The sequence below is a fragment of the Candidatus Poribacteria bacterium genome, assembly GCA_016866785.1.
Taxonomy (GTDB): Bacteria; Poribacteria; WGA-4E.
Map to the genome: position 1 here is coordinate 57950 of VGLH01000002.1, position 23504 is coordinate 81453.

At 65.3% G+C, this 23504-nt stretch carries 20 protein-coding genes; 8 read left to right on the forward strand and 12 right to left on the reverse strand.

What is annotated here, in order from left to right; all coding sequences use genetic code 11:
* Positions 1–52: 52 nt before the first annotated feature.
* The 7 genes from FJZ36_00655 to FJZ36_00685 form a co-directional block, all read right to left on the reverse strand.
* Positions 53–1042: a glycyl-radical enzyme activating protein gene (locus FJZ36_00655; GenBank protein ID MBM3213418.1), complete on the reverse strand. Its 990-nt coding sequence runs from the start codon at positions 1040–1042 to the stop codon at positions 53–55.
* The gene (locus tag FJZ36_00660; protein MBM3213419.1) at positions 967–3276 is read right to left on the reverse strand and encodes a hypothetical protein; all 2310 of its coding nucleotides are present in this window, start codon (positions 3274–3276) and stop codon (positions 967–969) included. The genes FJZ36_00655 and FJZ36_00660 overlap by 76 nt, the downstream gene beginning before the upstream one ends.
* 46 nt (positions 3277–3322) lie before the next feature.
* Positions 3323–3553 carry a hypothetical protein gene (locus tag FJZ36_00665; GenBank protein ID MBM3213420.1) on the reverse strand — a complete coding sequence of 77 codons (231 nt, stop codon included), beginning with the start codon at positions 3551–3553 and terminating at the stop codon, positions 3323–3325.
* A 21-nt stretch (positions 3554–3574) separates the two neighbouring features.
* Complete coding sequence (feoB, locus tag FJZ36_00670) at positions 3575–5770, reverse strand: ferrous iron transport protein B (GenBank protein ID MBM3213421.1); 2196 nt, start codon at positions 5768–5770, stop codon at positions 3575–3577.
* Positions 5771–5788: 18 nt separating this feature from the next.
* On the reverse strand, positions 5789–6031 hold the full coding sequence (locus FJZ36_00675) for a ferrous iron transport protein A (protein MBM3213422.1): 243 nt from the start codon (positions 6029–6031) through the stop codon (positions 5789–5791).
* Positions 6032–6163: 132 nt separating this feature from the next.
* The gene (locus tag FJZ36_00680; protein MBM3213423.1) at positions 6164–8101 is read right to left on the reverse strand and encodes a hypothetical protein; all 1938 of its coding nucleotides are present in this window, start codon (positions 8099–8101) and stop codon (positions 6164–6166) included.
* Positions 8098–9030, reverse strand: a complete 933-nt coding sequence (locus tag FJZ36_00685; protein ID MBM3213424.1) for a GTPase Era — start codon at positions 9028–9030, stop codon at positions 8098–8100. The genes FJZ36_00680 and FJZ36_00685 overlap by 4 nt, the downstream gene beginning before the upstream one ends.
* Before the next feature lie 137 nt (positions 9031–9167).
* Here FJZ36_00685 and FJZ36_00690 point away from each other — a divergent pair, with 137 nt between their 5' ends.
* The 3 genes from FJZ36_00690 to FJZ36_00700 all read left to right on the forward strand — a co-directional run bounded on the left by FJZ36_00690 (position 9168) and on the right by FJZ36_00700 (position 11984).
* Positions 9168–10121, forward strand: a complete 954-nt coding sequence (locus tag FJZ36_00690; GenBank protein MBM3213425.1) for a hypothetical protein — start codon at positions 9168–9170, stop codon at positions 10119–10121.
* Positions 10122–10143: 22 nt separating this feature from the next.
* Positions 10144–11121, forward strand: coding sequence for a Gfo/Idh/MocA family oxidoreductase (locus tag FJZ36_00695; GenBank protein MBM3213426.1), 978 nt, complete (start codon positions 10144–10146; stop codon positions 11119–11121).
* 116 nt (positions 11122–11237) lie between these two features.
* Entirely contained in the window at positions 11238–11984 is a 747-nt protein-coding gene (locus FJZ36_00700) for a hypothetical protein (protein MBM3213427.1), read from the forward strand.
* A gap of 22 nt (positions 11985–12006) precedes the next feature.
* Here the strand turns inward: FJZ36_00700 and FJZ36_00705 are convergent, their stop codons facing one another.
* The 4 genes from FJZ36_00705 to FJZ36_00720 all read right to left on the reverse strand — a co-directional run bounded on the left by FJZ36_00705 (position 12007) and on the right by FJZ36_00720 (position 16225).
* Positions 12007–13062, reverse strand: coding sequence for a methyltransferase (locus FJZ36_00705; protein ID MBM3213428.1), 1056 nt, complete (start codon positions 13060–13062; stop codon positions 12007–12009).
* A complete protein-coding gene (locus FJZ36_00710; GenBank protein MBM3213429.1) occupies positions 13059–13898 on the reverse strand; it encodes a hypothetical protein in 840 nt (279 codons plus the stop codon). The genes FJZ36_00705 and FJZ36_00710 overlap by 4 nt, the downstream gene beginning before the upstream one ends.
* Complete coding sequence (xylB, locus tag FJZ36_00715; protein MBM3213430.1) at positions 13895–15448, reverse strand: xylulokinase; 1554 nt, start codon at positions 15446–15448, stop codon at positions 13895–13897. The genes FJZ36_00710 and xylB overlap by 4 nt, the downstream gene beginning before the upstream one ends.
* A 90-nt stretch (positions 15449–15538) precedes the next feature.
* Positions 15539–16225: a hypothetical protein gene (locus FJZ36_00720; GenBank protein ID MBM3213431.1), complete on the reverse strand. Its 687-nt coding sequence runs from the start codon at positions 16223–16225 to the stop codon at positions 15539–15541.
* A gap of 112 nt (positions 16226–16337) precedes the next feature.
* Here FJZ36_00720 and FJZ36_00725 point away from each other — a divergent pair, with 112 nt between their 5' ends.
* The 4 genes from FJZ36_00725 (at position 16338) to FJZ36_00740 (ending at position 22245) form a co-directional block, all read left to right on the forward strand.
* A complete protein-coding gene (locus tag FJZ36_00725; GenBank protein MBM3213432.1) occupies positions 16338–17831 on the forward strand; it encodes a carbohydrate kinase in 1494 nt (497 codons plus the stop codon).
* Between the two features lie 55 nt (positions 17832–17886).
* Positions 17887–18942 (forward strand): signal recognition particle-docking protein FtsY, encoded by a 1056-nt coding sequence (gene ftsY / locus FJZ36_00730; GenBank protein MBM3213433.1) that lies wholly within the window; start codon positions 17887–17889, stop codon positions 18940–18942.
* Positions 18939–20096 (forward strand): hypothetical protein, encoded by a 1158-nt coding sequence (locus tag FJZ36_00735; protein ID MBM3213434.1) that lies wholly within the window; start codon positions 18939–18941, stop codon positions 20094–20096. The genes ftsY and FJZ36_00735 overlap by 4 nt, the downstream gene beginning before the upstream one ends.
* 85 nt (positions 20097–20181) lie before the next feature.
* A complete protein-coding gene (locus FJZ36_00740; protein ID MBM3213435.1) occupies positions 20182–22245 on the forward strand; it encodes a sigma-70 family RNA polymerase sigma factor in 2064 nt (687 codons plus the stop codon).
* Here FJZ36_00740 and FJZ36_00745 read toward each other — a convergent pair.
* Complete coding sequence (locus FJZ36_00745) at positions 22212–22661, reverse strand: Rrf2 family transcriptional regulator (protein MBM3213436.1); 450 nt, start codon at positions 22659–22661, stop codon at positions 22212–22214. The genes FJZ36_00740 and FJZ36_00745 overlap by 34 nt on opposite strands.
* 100 nt (positions 22662–22761) lie before the next feature.
* Here FJZ36_00745 and ric point away from each other — a divergent pair, with 100 nt between their 5' ends.
* The gene (ric, locus tag FJZ36_00750; protein ID MBM3213437.1) at positions 22762–23484 is read left to right on the forward strand and encodes an iron-sulfur cluster repair di-iron protein; all 723 of its coding nucleotides are present in this window, start codon (positions 22762–22764) and stop codon (positions 23482–23484) included.
* Positions 23485–23504 lie beyond the last annotated feature (20 nt).

The following is a 23504-nucleotide window of genomic DNA, read 5'->3' on the forward strand; positions in this document are numbered from 1 at the left end:
CCAGCCGCGCCATGCTATCACCGCGCATGTAGACGAGTCAAAGGCTCCGAACCTACGACAGACGCGCCTGGATGCCGGTCTGCTCCGCGAGACGGAGGAGGCTCGCCAGGCGCTCTGGAGACTGGGTTCCGCCGGACACGGTGTAGGGCATTCCGAGCCATTCGTACTTGGCTCCGGCTGAGGCGTTGTAGGGCAGGAAGGAGATGGCAGTCAGACCTGTATCTCGCATGAAGTCCAGGATTCCGACTACGTTCTCGTCAGTGTCCGTCACCGATGGAATCAGCGGAACGCGAATCTCGACGTTTCGTCCCGCGAGGCGGCGCGCGTTCTCGAGGATTCGCCGGTTCGATGCGCCGGTCCATGACCGGTGCGCCTCGTCATCGATGAGCTTGAGGTCGTAGAGCACGAGGTCGGTGTGTTCGAGCACTCGCGCCAACGGCTCCCAGGCGGACATGCCGCATGTCTCGATGGCGGTATGGATGCCGCGCTCTCGGCAGCCTTGGGCGATCGCCGCAGCGAACGCGTGCTGCAGCGTGACCTCGCCGCCGGTCAGTGTGATGCCGCCGCCGGAATGATGGAAGAAAGCCTTCATCCGCGACGCCTGATCGATGACCGCGCCCGCTGTGGTCTCGTACCCCTTGATGGCGACCGCCTGGTTCTGGCACACGGAGACGCACCGCCCGCAGGCGTCGCAACTCTCCCAGTGGACGTGGTGCTGCTCGTCTGCGACCTCGTGAACGTCGTTGGGGCAGACTTCGGCGCATGCCCCGCAGAACGCGCAACGGCTCCCGGCGAACACGAGCTCGGGGTCGGCGTCCTGCGACTCCGGGCTGTGGCACCATGCACACGTCAGCGGACAGCCTTTGAGATAGACCGCCATGCGCACGCCGGGACCGTCGTGCACGGCGAACGTATCGACGTCGAACACGACGCCACGGACTTCGCCCGAGGTTCCAGACGGATCGGTCATGACCGACCCTCCTGGCGGCGGATGTGGTGATCCTGTTGCTCGCGGCTGAGCATCGTGAAGTAGGCGCACCATCCTCCCATGCGAACGCGAAGGGAGCGGTACCGGTCCGGGTCGCGTTGAGCCGCGCGGAGCTCCTCCGTGTCGGCGACGGTGAGCGTCATCATCGCGCCGCCTGCATCGACGAACCCGCGCACCAGCCCGGACATGCGCGTCGTGCCCTCCTCTCCAGCCACCAGATGCCGCGCCACTCGCAGGTCGATGGGACCGCCGGCAGGCAGGTTCTCGTGGTGCATCTTGGAGTAGGACAGGATCGCGGCGGTCAAGCCGGCAGCATCGCGTCCGAGCGCCGGTGAGAAGTTGCTCGCGACGGGTTCCCCGGATCGACGACCATCGGGCGACGCGCCCAGTCCTTCGCCGATCCCGATGTACCACGAGAACGTGCCGACGCCGCATGGAAAGCGGATCAGCGAGGCGTGAGACACCGCGTGCCGCGCCACGGCATTGGTGAAGGCGTCGATGACCTGTCGTCCCATCGCGTCGGCGACCGGGTCATCGTTCCCGTACTTCGGCGCGGCAATGAGCTTGGCGCGCAGCGGTCCCCAGCCCTCGAAGTCCACGTCTAAAGCGTCGCACAGCTCAGTCATCGACGCCTCGCGCCGCTCGAAGACGGTCTGTCGGATCGCCGTCAGGGAATCGATGGCGTGCGACGCGCTCTCGGCGAGCATACCGAACGTGCGATAGCGGGCTCCGCCCGCCGTGAGATCGCGGCGGCTTTCGACGGCTCCTTCGATCAGGGCGCTCAGCAGTGGCACGGGCGCGATGGTCGATCGGTTATCGACGGTCGAAGCCACGCGCTGGACGACGTAGCCGACCATCGCGTCGATCTGCTCCTCGAACGCTTGCCACACGTCGTCGAAGGACGAGAAACGACGCGGATCGCCTGGATCGGGTCCGTGCGTGCCCGGAGGCGGGTCGCCCTCGCCTCGTCGATGGTTCCCTCGGTTCAGCGCCCTCTCGAGGCATAGCATCAGGCTCAGACGCTGGAACCGGAAGTCGGTCCGCCCGGGGATGATCACTTCCCAGCAGCCGTCGTTCGTGTAGTCGCGCGCGTCGGGCTGGTCGATCCCGATGCGCATGAGAGCCGGAACTAGCGCTTCGTCGTTGAAGAACGCCGGCATTCCGCCACCGTCCTTCAGCACTTCGCACGACGCGCGGATGAGTTCCTCCGGCGACCGCCGGTGGACGCGCACCGTAAGCAGCGGATTCGTCATCCGGTTCCGTCGGTAGCTCTCCAGCAGCAAGAACGTGAGTGGATTCGTGCCGTCGTCGCCGTTCGGCGTCACGCCGCCGACGATGATGTTCTGCAGCCAGTGGTTTGTGGCATCGACGCTGTCGCGACGGGTTCCGCGCTGGGAGGATGTGTCGTGCCGCGTCTTGCTGCTTGGGCCCTTGGGCTCATCCTCGCGCGCCTCAGGGCGTTGATCGTCGGTCGTCTTGGCTCGCTCGTTGAACTTCAGCGTGAAGCAGTCGACGAGCTCCGCGCCAAAGCCGAGGTCGATGGTTCCCTGCGTGAGATCTGTCTCGAGGTAGGGAGCGGCGTACTGGTCGAGACGCCCGACGGCGTTCCCGTTCATGGTCGAGTGGAAGATCATGTGGAGCAGCCACACGCTCTGCAGCGCCTGCCAGAACGTCTGGGCTGGTTCGCTGGGAACCTGCCGCAGATTCGCCGCCATGGTGCGAAGCTCGACGCGGCGCTCCAGCGTCAGGTCAGCGCGTTCGGCTTCGGAGTCACAGCGCTGCGACAGCCGATCGGCGAAATCGCAGACAGCGTCGCACGCGATTTCCACCGACCGAAGAAAGGCGAGTTCGTCTTGGGTCCGTGCCGACGTCGCTTGGCGCCGGGCGTCTTCGGCGATGGCGCGGAGCCCCCTGCCGAGCAGGCGAGGGTAGTCCGGGACGATGTGACCAAAGACCGAATGGATGCTCAGTCCCCGGCTGGATGCCGCAGCCTTCTCCTCGGGAGTCACGTAGTCTGGGAACCCGCGTTCGGCGTGGATGCGTGGGTTCTCGAGCGTCATCGATCCGGCGATGAGCTGATCGTCCCACAGATCGGTCGGCATCGCCTCCAGCTTGGCGCAAATCGCGAGCGCCTTTCGGACCGCCAATGGCTCCGACATGTGCGCCTCGTCGATGCGAGGTGGGCAGCGGAACTCGGCGGGAGGCTGCTCCATGGCGTCGCGGACGCGGCGACGCAGCGACTCCACGCGAGGCGTGCTGGGCAGCTTGCGGATCACATCGGCGTTCATCGTCGGACTCTCCTCTCGCCGACTCGGCTGAAAACCGAGCCCCGGGTCATCGCTCCACAGTCGCCGTCGAGCCCTTGTCGCTCCGTGTCCGGTGGCTCTCAGATGCCATGGGCCCAATCGATTCCACTGGGACAAAGGACGGAAGCGCGGGTTGGCGCGTCGCCTGCCCGCATCCGGCGCACGGCATATGGGAGCCCTTCCGGCTTCGAACCCCCTGGGCAATGAGCGCCACCACAGCCGCGCTCACCGTGGCGAACGCAGCGGCTTCCTGCCACATGAGCCGCCTCCTCTCGACCGCCTAGACCAGCGCCGTCGTCACCGCCTTCGCGATGAACGCTGCAGCATAGGCAAGGACAGCCATATAGCTCCACGCGAACACGGGCCAGCGCCACGAGCCCGTCTCACGCCAGATCGTCGCCACGGTAGACATGCACTGCAGCGCGATCACATAGAACACCAGCAGCGACACGACCACCGGCAACGTGAACACGGGATTCCCGGCGTGCGGACCCAACTGCCAGGTGGCAGACCGGAGACGATCTGCCAGCGGCGAAGTGTCCTCGGTCACATCGCCGACGCTGTAGATCGTTCCGAGCGTGCTGACGAACACCTCTCTGGCGGCAAACGACGACAAGATGCCGATGCCGATCCTCCAGTCGAAGCCCAGCGGCGAGATGACCGGTTCCATCAGGCTTCCCAGTCTACCTGCGAAGCTGACGCGCAGCATGGCGGACGCCTCTTCCGCTTCCAGCGACGCGAGTTGCTCGTCTACGTCGAACGCTTGTTCGGCGGCGATCAGATCGCGACGCGACGCGTACTCGCCCGCGATGACCGGCGACTTGGGATAGGATGCCAGGAACCACATGATCACAGACACGCTCAGGATCACGGTTCCAGCCCGTTGAAGGAACATCCGCGCGCGGTCCCACATGTTCAGCAGAACCGACCGGATGTTCGGCAGTCGATAGGGAGGCAGTTCCAGAATCAGCGCCGGTGTTTCGCTGCGGAAAAGCGTCTTCTTCAGAAGCAGCGCGACACCGATGGCGATGACGACGCCAGCCGCGTAGAGGGTTCCCAAGACCAACGCCTTCGTCATCGCAGACCCCGCGATGAAAGTCGCGATGATGAGCGTATAGACAGGCAGGCGAGCGCTGCAGGTCATTAGCGGCGCGACGAGGATCGTGACGAACCGGTCCTTCCGGTTCTCGATGGTCCGAGTCGCCATGATGCCCGGCACGGCGCACGCGAACGAGCTCAGGAGGGGGATGAACGCCTTGCCGTGCAAGCCCACGCGCCGCATCAGCCGGTCCATCATGAACGCGGCGCGCGCCATGTAGCCGGTGTCTTCCAGCAACCCGATGAAAAGAAACAGAAACAGAATCTGGGGCAGGAAGATGACCACGGAACCGACTCCGGCGACGACGCCATCCACGAGCAGGTCTCGGAAGGGCCCGGGACCCATGCGAGACGACAACGCCGCTGCGAGGGCGGTCATTCCTCGGTCGATCCAATCCATCGGAACGGCAGCCCATGCGAAGATCGCCTGAAAGACCAGACCCATCAGGATGAGAAACGTCAACGGGCCGGCGACTCGATGGGTCAGGATCGCATCGGCGCGGTCGCTGCGGCTGGGTCGGGTCGCGTCACGGCGTTGCACGCAATCCCGGGTGATCCCCCGAATCCAGCGATATCTGGCTTCCGCCTCGAAGGCTTCCGGGTCGAACCCCTCGGCAGTCAGCGTGGAGCGTCCCGTCTCTATGGCGCTGCGTAACGCTTCCGACGTCGGACGTCCCCAGACCTCCCCGACGGACACAGCGCCTAGACACCGAATGGCTTCGGCGTCGGCCTGTGCCGTCGTGTATCCTCGATCCGACCGGAGGAGAGCGGCGACCTCGGCGATAGCGCGTTCCGCCCCTTCGGAGAGTCTCCATCGCCTTTCGGGCGGAACCGGGGGATCGCCGGACGCCAGAAGCGACAGGAGACCGTCGATTCCGATTCCTCTGCTGGCGCACATCGGCACGACGGGAACGCCGAGCCTGCGAGACAACTCCGGGGCGTCGATGACAACGCCTGAACGCTCCGCCACGTCGATCATGTTCAGCGCGATGATCGTCGGCGCCCCCAGGTCGAGCACCTGTCCGGCAAGATATAGGTTGCGGTCGAGGTTGCTGGCATCGACGACGACGACAACGACGGTCGTTCGCGGCGTGTCTTTCGCTTCGCCCAGGATAACGGTCCGCGCGATGCGTTCCTCGGGCGAACGGACGGTGAGGCTGTATGTCCCCGGAAGGTCGAGGACGTCGTGGAGGGCAGTTCCGAGCTGGAGGATACCCATCTTGCGCTCGACGGTGACGCCAGGGTAGTTGCCCACCTTCTGGCGCAGCCCAGTCAGCGCGTTGAAGAGCGTGGTCTTACCGGAGTTCGGGTTGCCAGCAAGCGCGATAACGTGCTTGGAAGACGCGGCGGCGACTGCGCCCGCAGCGGCCTGCCTCATCGGATCGTTCCTCGGAAGCTACTGCGCTACGCGGAAGCCTTCGCGCTCGACGTCGATGTAAGAGGCTTCGTGCTTGCGCAGCGAAAGGTGGTATCCACTAACCAGCAGTTCGATCGGGTCGCCGAACGGCGCGTACTTCAGCAGCTTGACGGGCTCGCCGCGAAGGAGTCCCATCTCCATGAGCCGCGTTCTGACCGAGGGCTCTCCGCCCACTCGGACGATGGTTGCCGATTCCCCGGGCTTGAGTTGAGAGAGAGTCATGTTCCGGTAGTGCCTCGCACCAGATGACCTGGTATGATGTTGCGACTCAGTCTCGCTATAGGGTCCAAAAAATGCGTCGGCACTCCTGCCGAACGTCTTCGACACTAATCTAGCACTTGGGGCACATCGCTGTCAACGGTCGGTGCGGGTCGTATCAGCCGCACTCGACGAGTCGGACGTCGCTCCGAGGCGCAGCGCCGGCAGATGGTTGGACAGCACGTCCGCGTCGTAGTTGAAGAGGACGAAGCCCTGCGCCCCGAGCTCGCGCAACGTCACGACCTGACGCACGACCTGTTCGGAGGTCAGTCCTGGCGCTGAAGCCCCGATGCCCGGGTACAGCGGCACCCTCCCGCCGACCGTCCCCAACTGCGCCTCCACGAGCCGGCGAAACCGCGCGTCGTTGTCCGTGTAGTCCATCGGGCACACGAAGTCGAGATAGCCTTCCTGAATCCATGCCGCCCAATCCTGCCCGACGGTATCGCGACACGTTGGGTAGTCCGCGAAGACAGCAGCCGACACCTGAACCCCGGGTCGCGCTTCGCGAACGCGCTGGTTGACGGCCCGCACCAGGGCGGTGATCTGGTTTCGTCGCCAATCGGCGAACGCAGCGGCGAGGCTTCCCGTCGTGGCATCGGCGGGCCACTTGCGGACGAGCTTGCCCGTGGCTCGCTGGAACCGCTCAAGGCACCCGTCGCAGAAGCACGAATCCGAGTCCGGGTACCGAATGTAGTCGAAATGGATTCCGTCCACCGGGTATCGTCGTACGACTTCGACCATCGACTCCGTCTCGAGCTCCAGGTTCCGTGGATCCGACGGGCAGAGCCACAGCCGTTCGGATCCATCGCGGTGTCGCTGCAGCCTCTTCTCAGCCCGCATGCGAGCGACGAAGCTGTCGGGAGCAGTGGAGAGGCCCCAGTTGACTTTCCACACGTGCACGGCGATCCCATGGCGGCGAGCGGCGTCCAGGCATTCTTGGATCTGGTCGCCTCGCTCGGAGACCTCCGCAGCAACCGGCAGGATGTCGCTCGGGTAGTAGGCGAGCCCTCCCCACAGCATGTTGGGCAGCACCGCGTTGAACCCCTGGTCCGACAAGCGACGAAGGGCTTCGTCCCACGTCAGCCCCGGCACGCCGAACGCCGAATGGCACCAGACCGCCCGGAACTCATCGGGCTTTGGCGGAACCGACGCATAGTACACCGAGAGCGATGCGCGTCGCGCTTGGGAGGCGAGGGCAAGTGCGTCGCCCGGGCTCCCAGCGTCCAGTGCTCGCTTCGCCGCAGCCGCGAGGTTCGAGCTCTCCGATCCGTACGGCTGATCGTTGACGCCGACTGCCGAAGGCATCGCGGGCGGGAGCTCGTCGAAAGCGGGCTCAACCCATGTCTTCGACAAGCCGGGCAGCAGACGACATAGCAGCGCGCGAACGAACTGCACCTTGGCGTCGCGATCTCCCGGCAGCAGCACGTGACCGATGAACGCTCCGTTCGCATTGACCGTCACTGCGGGGAGCCCGGTGTCCTCGCCCGATGCGCGTTCCCAGTAGCCAATCGCCTGTGCGCTCGTCGCTCTCGGCACGTTGACGTTCCACGAGCCCTGCAGCACCCGTTCCGGCGAACCCGCGAACGAGCGCTCAAACCGGATCGCCGAATACTCACCGGGCTCGCGTTCCTGCCGCCATGTCGAGCCCTCGATGCCAAGCAGCCCCGCCAACGTGCTCGGCAGCGAATAGCAGACGATGACTTTCCCGCCGGCTCTGACGAAGCGAACCAGCTCGCGCCCGGCTGCAGGCGGAAGGTCCGGCGTGTGGGCGAGCACCGCGACGCGCACGCCGTCGAGACTCCCGACGCGCACGTCGCCCGCTGTCACCACGTCCCTTGGAAGGCGGGCTGCCTCCAAGACTCGCGACCACTCCCGCGCGAAGCGTTCCGTCTGGGAGCTGCCTGCTCGGATAATGCGGATCAGCGGCGCGTTGGACGCGGCGTGGCTGTCACGCGCTGGCGTCAGCAGGAGCGCCGTCGCAAAGGCGGTGACAATGCTCAGCAGATGGGCTGCGGGTGTGCACCTGTGGGTCATTCGTACCCGAACTCGCGCAGCATCGCGTCTTTCTCGCGCCAGCCTTCACGAACACCGACCCACAGATCGAGGAAGACCTTCGTGCCGAGGAACTGCTCAATGTCTTCTCGCGCCGACTGCCCGATGGACTTGAGCATCTCGCCTCCCCGACCGACGACGATCATCTTCTGATTCGCACGCTCCACGTAGATTGATGCGCGGATGTAGATGCGGTTCGCGCCTTCCTCTGCCACGAACTCCTCGATCACGACGGACGAGGCGTACGGGACCTCCTGGCGCGTGCGCAGAAACACCTTCTCGCGGATCGTCTCCGCGACGAAGAATCTCTCCGGGAGCTCGCTCATCTGGTCAGGTGGAAAGAGCATGGGGCTCTCAGGAAGGTACTTCTCCATGCAGTCGAGGAGTCGGTTCAGACCCTCGCCACGCCGGGCAGCCACGGGCACCATCTCGGCGAAGAGGTCTCGCTTCCCGTACTCGTCGAGGATCGGTAGCAGCAGCGGCTTGGCGATGCGATCGATCTTATTCAGGACGAGCAACACGGGTCCTCGGTGCCCAGGGAGCTGCTGGAGAATCACATCGTCTGCGCGGTGGGGCGCGGTGCTGGCGTCGATGACATAGAGGACGAGGTCTGCGTCGCGCGCGGCATCGAACGCCATCTTGACCATGCGCTGCTGGAGGCGGTATCGTGGCTCCACCACACCTGGCGTGTCGAGAAACACGAACTGCGCGCGCGATGTCGTCAGGATCCCCGAGATCCGGTTCCGCGTCGTCTGCGGCTTGCTCGTAACGGCAGCGAGCTTGCTGCCGACCAGGGCGTTGAGCAGCGTGGACTTCCCGACGTTCGGCCTGCCGAGCAGGCTGGCGTATCCAGCCCGGAACGGCTGAGCGGACGCACCCGATTCGAGCGTCTGTGTCGAGTCATCAGACATGGTGAGGTCCGGAGAGTCGTCAGCGCCAGGTACTGGGGCGCGACAATCATATCACCCGGCAGTCCGTGCGGGTAGGGCGCACTACTGATTAGGTCCGCAGCCATCTCCGATTGCGTCACCGGACAGGAGGTCAACAGATGAAACTCGCAAGCGCTCGAACCGCCGTCCTGCTTGGCGCTGCCTGCCTGGCGACGCTTGGGGCTCGCGCTCCAGATCGTCAGACGATCGTCTTCACATCCACCCGCGATGGTGATCGCGAAATCTACACGGTGGACACGCTGGGACGGAATCCGCGCAACCTGACGAATCTGGTCGGGAGCGATCTCGCGCCGTTCTGGTCGCCCAAGGGAACGGCAATCGCGTTCACCTCCAAACGGTCGGGCAACGACGAGCTCTACACCATGGGTCCCGACGGCGAGGACTTGCGCAACCTCACGAACCACCCCTCGGCGGACATCTGGGCGGCCTGGTCGCCTAACGGAGCCGATATCGCGTTCGTTTCGGATCGCCACGGCAACTACGAGATCTACGTCACCGACGCCGAAGGAACCTCGGTCCGTCGATTGACGTTCGAGGGCGCTGCCGACATCCAGCCATGTTGGTCGCCGGACGGTCGCTACATCGCGTTCGCGTCGAACCGCTTCGGCCGGTACGAAATTATGGTCATGGATCGTGACGGCGCGAACGTGGAGAACGTTTCCCGCGATCCAGCCGTCGATGTCACGCCGCGATGGTCGCCCGACGGCAAACAGCTTCTGTTCACATCGGACCGGTCAGGGAACGACGAAGTCTGGGCAATGAATGCCGACGGGACGAAGCCCCGCAACCTGACGAACCACCCGTCGACGGACTCGCTGGGAACCTGGTCTCCGGACGGCAAGTGGATCGCCTTCGTGAGCGACCGCGAGGACGATGGCGACATCTTCGTGATAACCACCAATGGCGAAGGCATCCGCAATGTGACGAAGTCGCCCGGTGTCGACAGTTGGCCCTCGTGGTTCGACCCAGCCAAAAGGAAGCCCTCGCCCATCGCGAAGAAGCTTGAGATATGGGCGCGCCTGCTTGTCGCCGAGATGCCCAAGAGCCAGTAAACGCTTGCGCCAAGGAGTCGTGGTGTCGAAGCTGAGCATTGCGATCATCGGTTCGGGCGGCATGGCGAACCACCATGCCAGGGAGCTCGCCCAGGAGAGCGATGTCACAATCGCCCTGGTGGCGTCGCGCAACCGCGAGACGGGCGAGGCTCTTGCCCACCAGCACGAAGCGCGGTACGCCCCCCAGTGGGAGGACGCCATCGCCGATGGACGCATCGACGCCGTCGTCGTGTGTACGCACAACGCCTCTCACGGCGAGATCATCCTCGGAGCGCTCGGAGCCGGCAAGCACGTCCTCAGCGAGTACCCCCTTGCGCGGTCTATCGAGGAAGGGCGCGAGATCGTGCGCCAGAGCACCGACGGCGAGTCGATCCTGCGATTGACCCACTCCGAGACCGTGTCGGGCATGCATCGCGCTCTTCGACGCGAATCGCGGGCTCTCGGTTCTCTTCTTCTGTCTTCGTTCGTTCGGTTGACTCCCGGACGAGGTTCCCGACCCGAAGTACTGTTCAATCTGCCGGTGTCAGGTCCGCCCGCGCATTTCTTCATCTACCACGTGTATCCCGTGGTAGACCCATTCGGGCCCGCCGCGTGGGTCGATGCGTCGTGCATCTACGAAGGACTGCAGCCGGACGGTCGCTACGACCGGTTCGTTAACGTCGTGACGGCGGGAATGGTCGGAGGCGGTATCGCGCAGTGGACGTGGGCGGGCGGCATCGAGATCGACAGCGCGAAGCAGGAAGTGCGCTACGTGATGTCCGACGGCACGCTGCATCCGGGAGGCGATGGCTGGGTCAGCTCTCGGCGCGACGGGTCAAAGGGTGTTCACTCGGACACCGATGGGTCGGACTCGCTTTACGCCCAGTGGCTCCGAGAGATCCGAAACGGCGAGACCGCGCGAGCTCGGGCGGACGCGCTCACGGCATTCGAGGCGATCAACCTGTCTCTGTCCGCGGAGAGGGCGATGGCAGAGGGGCAGCGCGCCGTGTTGGGGCGTTGAGCCTCGTGAGTCAGGACTTCGCGTTGCTCCCGGTGCACTCGCAGAGGTATCCTCCCTGGCACATGCAACGCACAGCATTCTGAGAGCTACCGACGCACAACGGTCAGAGGGAGACGATGAAGACTGCGGCAATAGCACTGACGGCGGTGCTCGCGGCGGCGACGCTCACGGCATCCGCCGCTCCGATCAAGATCAACTGGGAAGACGGCAAGCTCGACGCCTGGTCTGCGGTCGACGAAAAGGACCTGGGAGACAAGGGCCCCTCCAACTGGGTCATCGCAGCCGGGCCCATCGACGGCAAGGCGCTGAACCAGACCTCCAACATCTGGGGAGACGCGACAGACACGGTCGCGATCGGCACGTTCTTCATCTACAACGCGGCGGAGTTCGTCAGCTTCACGCTGGACGCGGACGTCGTCGCACAGGACAACGACGGTGTCGGCATCGTCTGGGCGTACAAGAGCCCGGAGGAACACTACCGCATGTTCATGATGCTGGACGCCAGCAATCCGCCCAACGGCGAGAAGGGTCCGTGGCGCAAGTTGGAGAAGCGGCTCGGACCCGGCACAGGCTCGAAGCTGCCCTTCTACGACAAGCCGATGGACATCAACAAGGGAGAAGCCTACTCCCAAGGCGCCAAGATGCACTGGCGACTCGAGGTCAACGCTGGCGAGTTCAAGTTCGCGCTCGACGGCAAGGATGTCCTCAAGGGCAAGGACACGACCTACTCGAAGGGCAAGATCGGGTTCCAGCTCTACGCCGAGAGCAACATCTTCATCGACAACATCGCCATCGAGGACTTGGGTCTCGCTGTCTCGCCAGCCGGTAGGCTTGCCTCCGCCTGGGCTGACCTGAAGCGATAGCCGTCCCGGAACACACAGCCCATCAGATGGCGTGCCGCACCTCGTAGATCGCGGCACGCCGTCCCAGCAGTTCGATCTGCCAGCGACGGCGCAACTTCCAGACCGACGTCCCTTCCAGCGCGCGCTCTAAGAGCCGGCTTCGGCTTGTCAGCAGTATCATTCTGCCCTCTGGAGCCAGGACCCGAGCGGCTTCGCGCAGGAACGCCGGATAGAGCGCGGCGTTCGACTCCTCCGACCCGACTTTGATGCCGAACGGCAGGTTCGTCACGAGCGCCGAGACGGAACCCGACCCGAGCGGCAGAGCTCCGGCGTCCCATTGATGCAGCCCGATGGGCTGGAACCGTGGACCAACGTTGGCTCGCGTCGCGGCAACAGCAGAGGCTGCGTGATCGCCGCCGATCAGCAGGCGGTATCGGGCGTCATCCCCACGCTCGATGAGGATCGTCCCTGCTCCGCACATCGGATCGAGGAACACGTCGTCCGGGCTCGGTTCAGACAAGTGGACCATGCACCGAGCTACGACGGGGCGCAGCGACGCTTCCACATGCGCCGACTTGTAGGAGCGATGCCGCATGGTCCGGTCGGATAGCCGGACGCCGCACAGGAGCTCGTCCCCATCCTGCCGCGCCCAGACCTCGATGTGGGCATCGTCTTCGACTTCGCGCCAGCGAGGGAACCTCGACCCGATGGCAGCGCCGATCCGCGTCTGGAGATCGACGCGACGGTACGCGTGAGCGTCGTGGACGCGCTGGCAGACGACACGGTAGGTGATCCGGTGGGCGCGCGACCGGCGCAGTCCGCGCAGAACCGCAACCGCTGCGTCGAATCGGTCGCGTCGCATGACGAGGGCTTCCGCTTGTCGCAGCCCATCGCGCTCTCGTGAGATGGTCCCGGAACCGACCAGCGCGAAGACGTCCTCCGTCGTCCTGAGACGGAGGAGCCGGGCAGCGTCGCCGCCGTACTCGAAGTGGACGATACCCCGCGACGTCGGCGACGAGGTAGCGCTGTCGAGGCGACGAGCGATCTCTCGGCTCGTCAGCTCCTCGAGACCGATCGTCGTGAAGGCGTAGAACCTCATGCGAGGTCGTTGAGGGCAGCCGCCAGCCCGTCTTCGTCGTTTCCGCCGGTGATGCGAAACCCCAGACGATGGAGCTCAGGAGCCGCGTTCCCCATCAGGACGCCATGGCCGGCGTACCGGAGCATGTCAAGATCGTTCAGATTGTCTCCGACCGCCATAATCTCGTCGGCTGTCAGCCCGCGCTCGGCTGCGATCTGCTGGAGCGGCAGAGCCTTCGTCACGTCGTGATGGGCGATCCCGATATACCCGATGCGCCCGCCGTGTGCCGGAATGACGCTCACGCGCGAACCGAGCCGTTCGGCAACCGCGCCAGCGAGCTCGCCCGTACGCGCCTTCGGAGCCGTGAGCATGACCTCCAGCGCGTTGCCGGAGAATCCGGTCAGGTCATCGACAAGGGTGACGTAGGCGGCGTTCCGCTGAACGTAATCGCGGAAGTAGGGCGCCAGACTCTCATCCGCGCGCTCAGGAGCCATGCAGAAGATGCGCGTGAACGGATCTCCGGAGTCGTCTTGGAAGGCGAGCGGATAGGCGTCGAGCTCGTCGGCGAGCCGTCCGGCGGCGTGGATGATGTCTTCAGACACGCGGCGCGCGTAGAGGTAAGAACCGTCGCGGCGACGCAGAGCGGCTCCGTTGTGGAGCCCGTACAGGGCTGGCACGTAAAGGTCGCCCGCGACCGCCATCGCGGACTCGAAGCGCCTGCCCGACACAATGGCGATCTCAATGCCCAGTCGGTGCGCGCGGTCCAGGGCTCGGTGTGTCGCATCGGTGATGCGCCCCGACGGATCAAGGAGCGTCCCGTCGATGTCGATGCCGACGAGCCGCACTCCGCGCGTCACGTCGCCGCGCCTTCATGGTGCTGCTCGACGAGCCGCGACACGACGTCGAACGAGGGCTTGAGCGCCGGATACAGGGCTCGATAGACGCCGTAGTAGTCCTCGTACCGCCGGACGTTTTCGGCGACAGGGGTCGTCTCGGTCTGCTTGCGGACGAGTGCGTCCGCCGCCGCTTCGCAGGACTCATAGACTCCCGCGCCCACGCCTGCGAGGATCGCAGCGCCGAACGCCGGGCCCTCGGCGATGTTGATCGTCACGACGGGAGCGTTGTAGATATCCGCCTGCATTTGTCGCCAGACCGCGCTGCGCGCTCCGCCGCCGGTCGCGGTGATCTCCGTGACCGCCAGCCCCTGCGCTCGGATGATCTCCAGCGAATCGCGCATGCCGAACGTGATGCCCTCCATCGTCGCGCGGATGATCTCAGGCTTCGCGTGCCGCAGCGTCAGCCCGAAGTAGACGCCCTTGGCGTTGGCGTCGGCGTGCGGCGTCCGCTCGCCGGTCAGGTAGGGCAGAAAGACGAGACCCTCGCTCCCGACCGGAGCGTCTGCCACCGCTTGGGTCAACACGTCGTAAGGATCGGCTCCGACTGCGAGCGCGTGCTCTTTCTCGGCGACTGCAAGCGCATCGCGGAACCAGCGGAACGCGCCGCCCGCCGAGAGCATCACGCCCATCGTGTACCATCGGTTCGGGACGGCGTGGCAGAAGGTGTGCGCCCGCAGGTTCGGATCGACCAGCACTTCGTCCGTGTGCGCCAAGACGACGCCGGATGTGCCGAGGCTGGCGCTGACCCGTCCCTCCCGGACGATGCCATTGCCCACCGCGCTGCACGCGTTGTCCGCGCCGCCAGCCATCACGGGGGTTCCCTTGGCGAGGCCGGTCTTTTCGGCAGCGTCCGCCGTGATGCGCCCGGCGACATCCACGGACTCGCAGATCGGCGGCATCCAGTCCGATGGAATCCCCAGAGCGGACAGAACCCGGTCCGACCACCGACGTTCGCGGACGTTGAACAGAAGCGTTCCGGCGGCGTCGGACACCTCCATCGCGAGCTCGCCCGTCAGTCGGAGCCGCACGTAGTCCTTTGGCAGCAGGATGCGCTTCACCTGCTCGAACACGCGGGGTTCATGCCGACGCATCCACAGCACCTTGGGAGCCGTGAATCCTTCGAGAGCCGGGTTACACGTCTCCGACAAGAGCGTTTCTCTGCCGACAGTGTCCGTGATCTCGCGGCATTGCTCCGTCGTGCGGACGTCACACCAGAGGATGGCAGGACGCAACGGCGTGTGATTGCTGTCGAGCAACACCAGTCCGTGCATCTGTCCCGAGAAGCTCAGCCCGCGGATGTCGGACGGCTTGGCGCCGGAGTCGTGGATGACCCGCCGGATGGTCTTGACGGTCGCCTCGTACCAGTGGTTCGGGTCCTGTTCCGCCCACTTGGGTCGGGGTGTGGAGAGGGGATACTCCTCCAGCGCACTCGCCACCAAGTCGCCGTCTTCGGAGACGAGGATCGTCTTAGCCCCGGTCGTGCCGACGTCGATGCCCAACAGGTATGCCACAGTGCCGCCCTTTCGTGACGATGGGTCCCTGAAGTGACGCCATTGTGCCGCGCGGATGCGTGTCCGGCAACGGGATCGACGGGCAGCGGCTCAGAGCGCCCGCAGATATGCCAGCAGGATGTCGGGTCGGTTCGTGCTGATGCCGCTCACACCCAGCCCGATCATCGCCTTCTGCTCGCGCAGCGTGTCCGGGTTCCATGCGCGGATCTCCAGCCCGGCGGATAGCGCCCGTTCGACGATCCCGAGACGGACGTTCTTGTATTGCACGCCGACCGCACTCGCGCCGATGTCAACCGCCCGCGCGATGTCGGAATCCGATGGGTTCGAGATGATCGCGCCGATCCGCAGGTCATCGGACATCTGCCGGACACGCTCGACCCGGTCGAGGGCAAAGGACGTGAACACGACCTCTCCCTCCATCTCCCGCGTCCGGACGCACTCGACCGCCGCATCCTCGACGCCCTCACCCTTGAGCTCGCACAGGAGCCGAATCCTGCCCTGTGTCACGGCGAGCACCTCGTCGAGCGTCGGAACCTGGTTCCCGTCGCCCGCGTCGAGCGCGCGGATCTCGTCAAACGTCAAGTCGCGGATCGCGCCGGAACCGTTCGTCGTGCGGTTGACAGTCGCGTCGTGCATGACAACCAGCCGGTCGTCACGGGTAAGGTGGACATCGCATTCCGTGTAGGTGCACCCGAGCCGAATGGCGTACTCGAACCCCGGTACCGTGTTCTCCGGCAGAACGCCCGCCGCTCCCCGATGCCCGACGACGTAGACCATTCGTTAGCCTCCCAAAGCTCGCTGAATACCTGACGCTCAATCGGCTAGCCCGAAGCACGAGCCAGCGGTAGAATGCCGCGCGTAGCTGATCGCGTCACCGAGGAACCGCACCATGTCCGAGCACCACCTGTCCGAGCCGGTCGTCCTGGCAATCGACATCGGTTCGTCATCGACGCGCGCGATCCCTTTCGACGCCAGCGGCAACGCCTTCGCCGACACGACAGCGACCCGGAGCCATGCGGTCCGCGCGACTCAGGACGGCGGAGCGACCCTCGACGCCCTCGAGGTCGTCGAAGGCGTGGTCGCCTGTGCTTCGGAGTCGTACGCTCGACTTGGTGACCGAGCTGCGTCGCTCCGAGGCGTCGGCATTTCCATTTTCATGCATTCTTGGCTCGGAGTCGATGCCCAGGGTGAACCGACCACGCCCGTTATCATGTGGTCGGACACCCGTAGCACCGCCGAAGTGACATTCCTTGCGCGCGAGTACGGAGCGGATCGGTTCCACCGTGAAAGCGGTTGCCCTCCGCACACGTCTTACGCTCCACCGAAGTACCTCTGGCTCAAGAAGCACGACCCGGGCGCCGTCCGGCGGACGCGACGCTGGATGAACATCGGCGACTTCGTGCTCTACCGGCTCTTCGGCAGCGAAGGCAGTAGCCGGTCGTTGGCGTCGTCTTTGGGGCTCCTCAGAGCCGACACCGGAGACTGGAACCGCGACCTCCTCGACTTCCTGGGCATCGCCGCCGAATCGATTCCCGAGTTGGTTCCACATGACACCCGCTTCGAAGGTGCGTCGGGCCCGTACCACCAAGCCCTGGGACCCGCAGGGCTGCTGCCGTGGTTCCCCGCAAGCGGCGACGGCTCCTGTAGCAACGTCGGCAGCGGAGGCTTCGACGCGTCCACGTACGCGCTGAACCTGGGAACCAGCGGGGCTCTGCGAGTGCTCGACCGCTCGCTGCCGCGTCACGCTCCCGAAGGGCTGTGGTGCTACCTGACAAACGACGACCGTCCCTTCATCGGGGGCGCGATCACGAATGCCGGAAGCCTGTTCGCCTGGCTGTGCGACCGACTGAGGCTCGAGCCCGGCGACAAACTGGAAGCGGCATTGGCGACTATGGAGCCCGACAGCCACGGGCTGACGATGCTGCCGTTCCTCATGGGCGAGCGCAGCGTCGGGTGGCGGGGAGACGCCACGGCGGCAATCGTCGGGCTACGCGGCAACACGTCGAGTCTGGATATCCTGCGCGCGGGCTTGGAGACGGTCGCCCTGCGCATCGGGCTCATCCTGGAGCGCCTTCGCCCGGTCTCTCCGAACACCGATCGCATCGTCGCGGGAGGCGGAGTCACGAAGTCGGCGGCGTGGATGCAGATCATGTCGGACGTTCTGGAGGTTCCCTTGTATGAGAGCGAGGAGCTTGAGGCGTCCGCGCGGGGGGCTGCCGTCTTCGCCCTGCACGCTCTCGGCGACATCCCCGACTTGAGCGCGGTCCCTGCACGGCTCGGGCGTTGCTACGAGCCCCGTCCTTGGGCGTCCGAGCGCTACCGCGCAGCCCGAGCGCGCCACGCGGACCTCTACGGCAAACTGGTTGGCGGCATCGACGCCTAGGTTCTATCATTGGCGAGATGCGTTGCTGCTCTCTCGCCGGATGGGACCCTGACGCATGTTCCGCAACCTGTTCCGCAAGGGCGACAAGCCCGCCACGCCAACGACCGAAGCACGACCAGCGAGCCCGAGCCCCATTCCTGCCGAGACGCCAGCCGAGCCCGCGCCGAAGAAGACGGGCTTCTTCCAGCGGCTCCGCGAAGGCTTATCCAAGACGCGGGCGAACCTCACCGACCAGCTCGCCGGTCTGCTCCGTATGGGACGCCGCATCGACGATGACTTGATCGACGAGATCGAGGAACTGCTCATCCGCGCGGACGTCGGCGTCAACACGACGATGGAGCTCATCGAACGCGTCCGCGAGACGGTGAAAGCCAAGGGACTGAGCGACGCCGGCGATCTGCACGGCGTCCTGAGGGACGAAGTCCTGAGAGTCCTCGGTGACCAAGCAGCGACAATCGACACGACCACGGCGAAGCCCTTTGTCATGCTCGTGGTCGGCGTGAACGGAGTCGGCAAGACGACCACAATCGGCAAGCTGGCTTCGCGGTACCGGAGCGAGGGCAAGCGCGTGCTGGTCGCCGCCGCAGACACGTTCCGAGCGGCAGCCATCGATCAGCTCGAGGTGTGGTGCCAGCGAGCCTGCGTCGAGATCATCAAGCAGGCGGAGGGGTCTGACGCCGCCGCCGTCGTCTTCGACGCGATCGCCGCGTCGCGTTCGCGCGGAACGGACGTGCTGATCGTCGACACGGCGGGTCGGCTCCACACGAAGACGAATCTGATGCAGGAGTTGGCGAAGATCAGCCGCGTCGCTTCGCGGGAAGTGCCGGACGCTCCGCACGAAGTGCTGTTGGTTCTCGACGCGACGACGGGACAGAACGCGGTGAGCCAGGCGCAGAAGTTCCGCGAGATCGTGCCGGTCTCGGGGATCGCCTTGACGAAGCTCGACAGCACGGCGAAGGGCGGCATCGTGATCGCCGTGAAGCACGAGCTCGATATCCCGGTGAAGCTGATCGGGATCGGCGAAAGCATCGAGGACCTGCGCGACTTCGTTCCGAGCGACTTCGTCTCCGCGCTCTTCACGCTCTCGAGCGACGAGGAGTCCCAGGGATGAAGTCTCATCTCCGCTGGACGAAGCACGAGGACCTCGCCATCCGCAAGACGCCGACCGTCGGGCGCGAGGAATACCTCGACCACATGACCTTCCAGGCGAACGTACGCCCTCTGTTCACCGAGATCTTCGGACCCATCATTGGTCTGAAGGAGGAATGGCTCGAACAGGGCGCGACGCCCGATGAGTTGGACTTTTCCGCGTTCCGGTACCGTTGCACCAGCCACGGCGGCGTACCGGTCAACACCGGATGGATCGGCGGCGACCGGGAAGTGATCCTCGAGGAGACCGACGACTACCGGATCACTCGCGACCGCATGGGCAGGCGCATGAAGCTGCACAAGAACGTCGCGACCCTCGCTCTGCCGATGGATCACCCGGTCTCGACGATGGACGATTGGCGGCGCATCAAGCACCACTACGAGTTCTCCGAAGCGCGCTTCGGAGACGGATGGGAAGAGATCGCGAGGCGACACTACGAAGCCGGTCGCGTCGTTACCGTCGGCATCCCGGGTGGCTTCGACGAACCCCGGCAGCTCATGGGCGAGGAGGGGGTTTGCATCGCGTTTCACGAGAACCCCGAGCTCATCCACGACATCCTCGCGACCATCGGCGACACGGCGTTTCGCGTGCTCGAGCACGTCAGTTCGGCGGTCCGAATCGACCAACTGAGCGTTCACGAGGACATGGCGGGCAAGAGCGGACCTCTCGCCGGTCCCGCTCAGATCCGCGAGTTCATCGCGCCGTACTACCGGCGCATCTGGGACCTGTTGAGCGATCGCGGAGCCCGGCTGTTCGACCAAGACTCAGACGGAGACATGAACGCCGTCATCCCGGCGTTCCTCGATGCGGGTGTCAACGTCATGCACCCCTTCGAAGCCGGCGCGGGAATGGATGTCGTTCAGGTACGAGAACGCTTCGGCAACCGGCTCGCGTTCTACGGCGGCATCGACAAGCACATCATCCGCCGGACTCAGGGCGAGATCGTCGCAGAACTCGAATACAAGATTCCACCGCTCGTACGCTCCGGCGGATGCGTTCTCGCTCTCGACCATCGCATTCCCAACGGCACGCCGCTCGCCAACTACCGCTTCTACCTGCAGAAGGCGTGGGAGATCATCGAGCGCGAAGCCTCCACGACCGGCATCGCCTCCTAGCCCCCGTTCTCGCCCATCACATTCGTGCTCTTTGGCGTGCGCTTTGGTGGAATAAGCCCGGTCGTTCCGCATCCTGGATAGCGCGATGATGGGTTTGTCGAGCCACGGAAAGGCGCGCTGGATGGATGGTTCCACACTCAAGCAGCGCTTCGGCGAGCTTGTGGCGGAGCACCGCCACGAGGTCGTGATGCTTTGCCTGTCCATCGTGGGCAGCCCGGAAGAGGCTGAGGACCTGGCGCACGACGCCTTCGTCGAGGCGTACCTGAAGCTGGAACAACTGCGCGAAGCAGACAGGTTTCCGTCGTGGCTGAGAACCATCGCGCGGAACGTGTGTCGAATGTGGCTGCGGAGGCAGCGACGACACGTGCCGTGCCCCTGCGACGTGCCCGTGTCACGCGACGCGCACGACACGGCTCCTGCGCTGGCGGACGCGTACTCGCAACTGTCGCCAGACCACCGGTTGGTCGTCAGCCTGCACTACGGCGAGGGGATGTCCTATCGCGGCATCGCGAGCTTTCTGGGTCTGCCCATCGGAACGGTGATGAGCCGGCTCCACCGCGCGCGCCTGTCGATCAGGACGACCATGGAACGGGGCGGAACGCTGAGAGGATCGGACATGACATCGGAACCGGACTTCGCCGCCGACATCGATGCTGAGATCGCGCTGCTGCTGGACATGTTTCGGGAGGACCCGCAGGCGGCAACGCGGTTGTCCGTCGTGCTCGAGCACTCGCCGGAGCGCCTGCGTCGGCTGGTCGCCGAGCCGGGTCGCCCGGAGACGCTCGATCAACTGGGAGCCCTACTACCGAGGCTTGGGAAACCAGCGTACGACGCGGTCGTGGACGCGGTTCTGGGCACCGACGCATCGGCTCGCGCCAACGCCGCCCGGGTGCTGGCGCGCTGGGCTTCGGTGGCAAGAGACGGAGGGGGGGCATTCACGGTCGCAGCGCCGCAGACGTACTGGATCCTCGACCGCGCCCTCGCTTCGGACGGTGCGAGTGAGCTCGTCGCGGAAACGCTGCTCGCCATCGCCGAATCGGCGTCCGACCCATGTACGCGCAATCTCGTGACCGAGGCTCTGCTCTGTCTGGATACCGCGTACCCAATGCTCGTCGCGCGAGCGCGTGAAGCCGTTCCCGACGACCTGAAGCGCGAGCGGCGCGCGCTCCTGTTCGCCCTCTGCCGTCACGGCGCGAAGGCATGCGACGAGTTCGTCAAGGACCTGATCGCCTTCGACCCGGAGGTCCGTCGCGTGGCGCTGGAAGTCATCGGCGCGGTGGCGACGGGACGGTCGCGGGCAGGCGTTGGCGTCGAATGCGAACCGGCCGACCTGGCGCTTCGCAAGCGCGGCATCGCGCACTACGCCGCCGTCGCGCCTCGGAACACAGACGGCGACCAGCTCGCGAACACGCTCGACGCACTCGGGGCTCTGCTGGAGGATACGGACCCTGAGACCGTCGAAGCGGCGATCCGGGCGATCGGCCTGTACGCCGAGCCCGTCCATCAAGATCGGCTCCGGCGGCTGGCGCAGGATGCTCCCGCATCGGTTCGGGCCGCCGCGCTCCACGCGCTCGGATCGTATGCGTACGAGAACGCCCATGTCTTGCTCGCATCGGCGGCCGACGACGATGCGACGGTGCGCACGGCAGCCGTCATGTCGCTCCGGAGGGTGCAGTTGCCGAACGATGCGCCGCTGGACGTCCCGTGGGCTGGCCACGCCGATTCCGCAGTGCGCGAGGCGGCGAAGATGACCCGAGCCATGGCAAGCGTCGCTCGAGGCCATCTGCCGCCGGAGATCGAGGAACGGAAGCGACGGCAGGCTGAGCGTGAGGACCGCCGGAGGAAGCGCCTCGACGGCGCGGAAGCGCAACCGGCTGGCCGACCTGCCCACAACATCTCGGTCGAGGCAGCCGTGCGCGCGCTCCCCGAAGTGGACAGTTGGGGCGAGCTCGAGATCACGCGACGCATCGGGTCCGTGTGCTGGGACTACTCGACGACGCGGCGGTTCCTCGTCTCCGGTGGACGCCACCGCATCATGACGCGGGACAACGGGGTGTATCGGCTCACCGATTTCGGCCTCGCCGTATGGCGCGTCGAGCGGCGGCTGGCGGCCGCCTACCTGGCACCACCGGAGCCGGGGAGCACATAGAGGTCGCACATCGGCGGGCTGGATGTCGGTGTCTCCAGTATGTCCGCCAGCGTCGTCTCGGAAAATGCTCGCTCGAACTGTGCGATCGCGTCATCGAGCCGTCGGTGCAGGGGACACAGAGCCACGCCGTGGGACTCGAGCTCCAGTGGGCACGTGTGGATCCGCTCAATCGGATCGACCGCGTTGACGACCTCCAGCAGCGTAATGGCGGACGGCTCACGGCGCAGGCGGTAGCCCCCGCCAAGTCCTCGTTGTGCGTGTACGAGTTTCGCCTTGCGGAGCATCTGCATCACCTTGGCGAGATAGTCCGCCGGGACCTTGGCGATCTCGGCGATCCGAGCCGTGGTCATGCCTTGCTCGCTCTGGGCAAGGCATATCGCAGCGCGTAGCGCGTACTCGATAGTGTAAGAGAGCATGGTAGGCTTTCTATAACAGATAAATCGCTCTTGAACTCCACTTTATCCCATGCTAAGATCATAGGCAAGGATTCGCGTCTCGCACTTCGAGGAGTTCCCGATGCCCATGTTGGATCCCAACGCCACTGTTGGCGCGTTCGTGACGGAGCGTCCAGGCAGGTCTCGCGTGTTCGAGGAGTTTGGCATCGACTACTGCTGCGGCGGAAAGACCTCGCTGTCGGCTGCGTGCGAGCAGGCGGGCATCGAAGTCGATCAGGTGCTGGCGGCAATCACGGACGCCGATGCCTCGACGGGTCCCGATGACATCGACTGGTCGCAGAGGTCCGCTCTGGACCTCGTAGGGAACATCGTCGAAACGCACCACGCGTATCTGGTTGCCGAGCTCCCGCGACTGGAGGGGCTGACACGCAAGATCGCGCGCGTGCACGGCGACAACCACCCGGAGCTTCGCACCGTCGCCGACGTGTATGCCGCTCTACAGGAGGAGCTCCGCTCGCACATGATGAAGGAAGAACAGATCCTCTTCCCCATGGTCGAGGAGCTCACGTCGGCTCAGGTGCGCCCTCGGTTCCACTGTGGCAGCGTCAACAACCCGATGGGCGTCATGGAGATCGAACACGACAACGCTGGCGGCGCTCTCGTCAAGTTGCGCGAACTGACGTCCGACTACTCGCCACCGGAGGACGCGTGCAACACCTATCGGGCGGCGCTCGACGGACTCGCCGCGCTTGAGCGCGATCTGCACATGCACATCCACAAAGAGAACAACATCCTGTTCCCGATGGTCAGCGCGATGGAGGCATCCCTACCAGCGCGGGCTTGACCCGGCTCCGCAGACAGGAC

What these genes read in the sequence shown, in the direction of transcription:
- ftsY (MBM3213433.1), top strand. Translation starts at nt 17,887, where the DNA reads ATGTTCCGCAACCTGTTCCGCAAGGGCGACAAGCCCGCCACGCCAACG.
- FJZ36_00700 (MBM3213427.1), top strand. Translation starts at nt 11,238, where the DNA reads ATGAAGACTGCGGCAATAGCACTGACGGCGGTGCTCGCGGCGGCGACG.
- FJZ36_00690 (MBM3213425.1), top strand. Translation starts at nt 9,168, where the DNA reads ATGAAACTCGCAAGCGCTCGAACCGCCGTCCTGCTTGGCGCTGCCTGC.
- feoB (MBM3213421.1), bottom strand. Translation starts at nt 5,770, where the DNA reads ATGAGGCAGGCCGCTGCGGGCGCAGTCGCCGCCGCGTCTTCCAAGCAC.
- FJZ36_00660 (MBM3213419.1), bottom strand. Translation starts at nt 3,276, where the DNA reads ATGAACGCCGATGTGATCCGCAAGCTGCCCAGCACGCCTCGCGTGGAG.
- FJZ36_00675 (MBM3213422.1), bottom strand. Translation starts at nt 6,031, where the DNA reads ATGACTCTCTCTCAACTCAAGCCCGGGGAATCGGCAACCATCGTCCGA.
- FJZ36_00655 (MBM3213418.1), bottom strand. Translation starts at nt 1,042, where the DNA reads ATGGTGCGCCTACTTCACGATGCTCAGCCGCGAGCAACAGGATCACCA.
- FJZ36_00720 (MBM3213431.1), bottom strand. Translation starts at nt 16,225, where the DNA reads ATGGTCTACGTCGTCGGGCATCGGGGAGCGGCGGGCGTTCTGCCGGAG.
- FJZ36_00685 (MBM3213424.1), bottom strand. Translation starts at nt 9,030, where the DNA reads ATGTCTGATGACTCGACACAGACGCTCGAATCGGGTGCGTCCGCTCAG.
- FJZ36_00665 (MBM3213420.1), bottom strand. Translation starts at nt 3,553, where the DNA reads ATGTGGCAGGAAGCCGCTGCGTTCGCCACGGTGAGCGCGGCTGTGGTG.
- FJZ36_00740 (MBM3213435.1), top strand. Translation starts at nt 20,182, where the DNA reads ATGATGGGTTTGTCGAGCCACGGAAAGGCGCGCTGGATGGATGGTTCC.
- ric (MBM3213437.1), top strand. Translation starts at nt 22,762, where the DNA reads ATGCCCATGTTGGATCCCAACGCCACTGTTGGCGCGTTCGTGACGGAG.
- FJZ36_00680 (MBM3213423.1), bottom strand. Translation starts at nt 8,101, where the DNA reads ATGACCCACAGGTGCACACCCGCAGCCCATCTGCTGAGCATTGTCACC.
- FJZ36_00735 (MBM3213434.1), top strand. Translation starts at nt 18,939, where the DNA reads ATGAAGTCTCATCTCCGCTGGACGAAGCACGAGGACCTCGCCATCCGC.
- FJZ36_00745 (MBM3213436.1), bottom strand. Translation starts at nt 22,661, where the DNA reads ATGCTCTCTTACACTATCGAGTACGCGCTACGCGCTGCGATATGCCTT.
- FJZ36_00705 (MBM3213428.1), bottom strand. Translation starts at nt 13,062, where the DNA reads ATGAGGTTCTACGCCTTCACGACGATCGGTCTCGAGGAGCTGACGAGC.
- FJZ36_00725 (MBM3213432.1), top strand. Translation starts at nt 16,338, where the DNA reads ATGTCCGAGCACCACCTGTCCGAGCCGGTCGTCCTGGCAATCGACATC.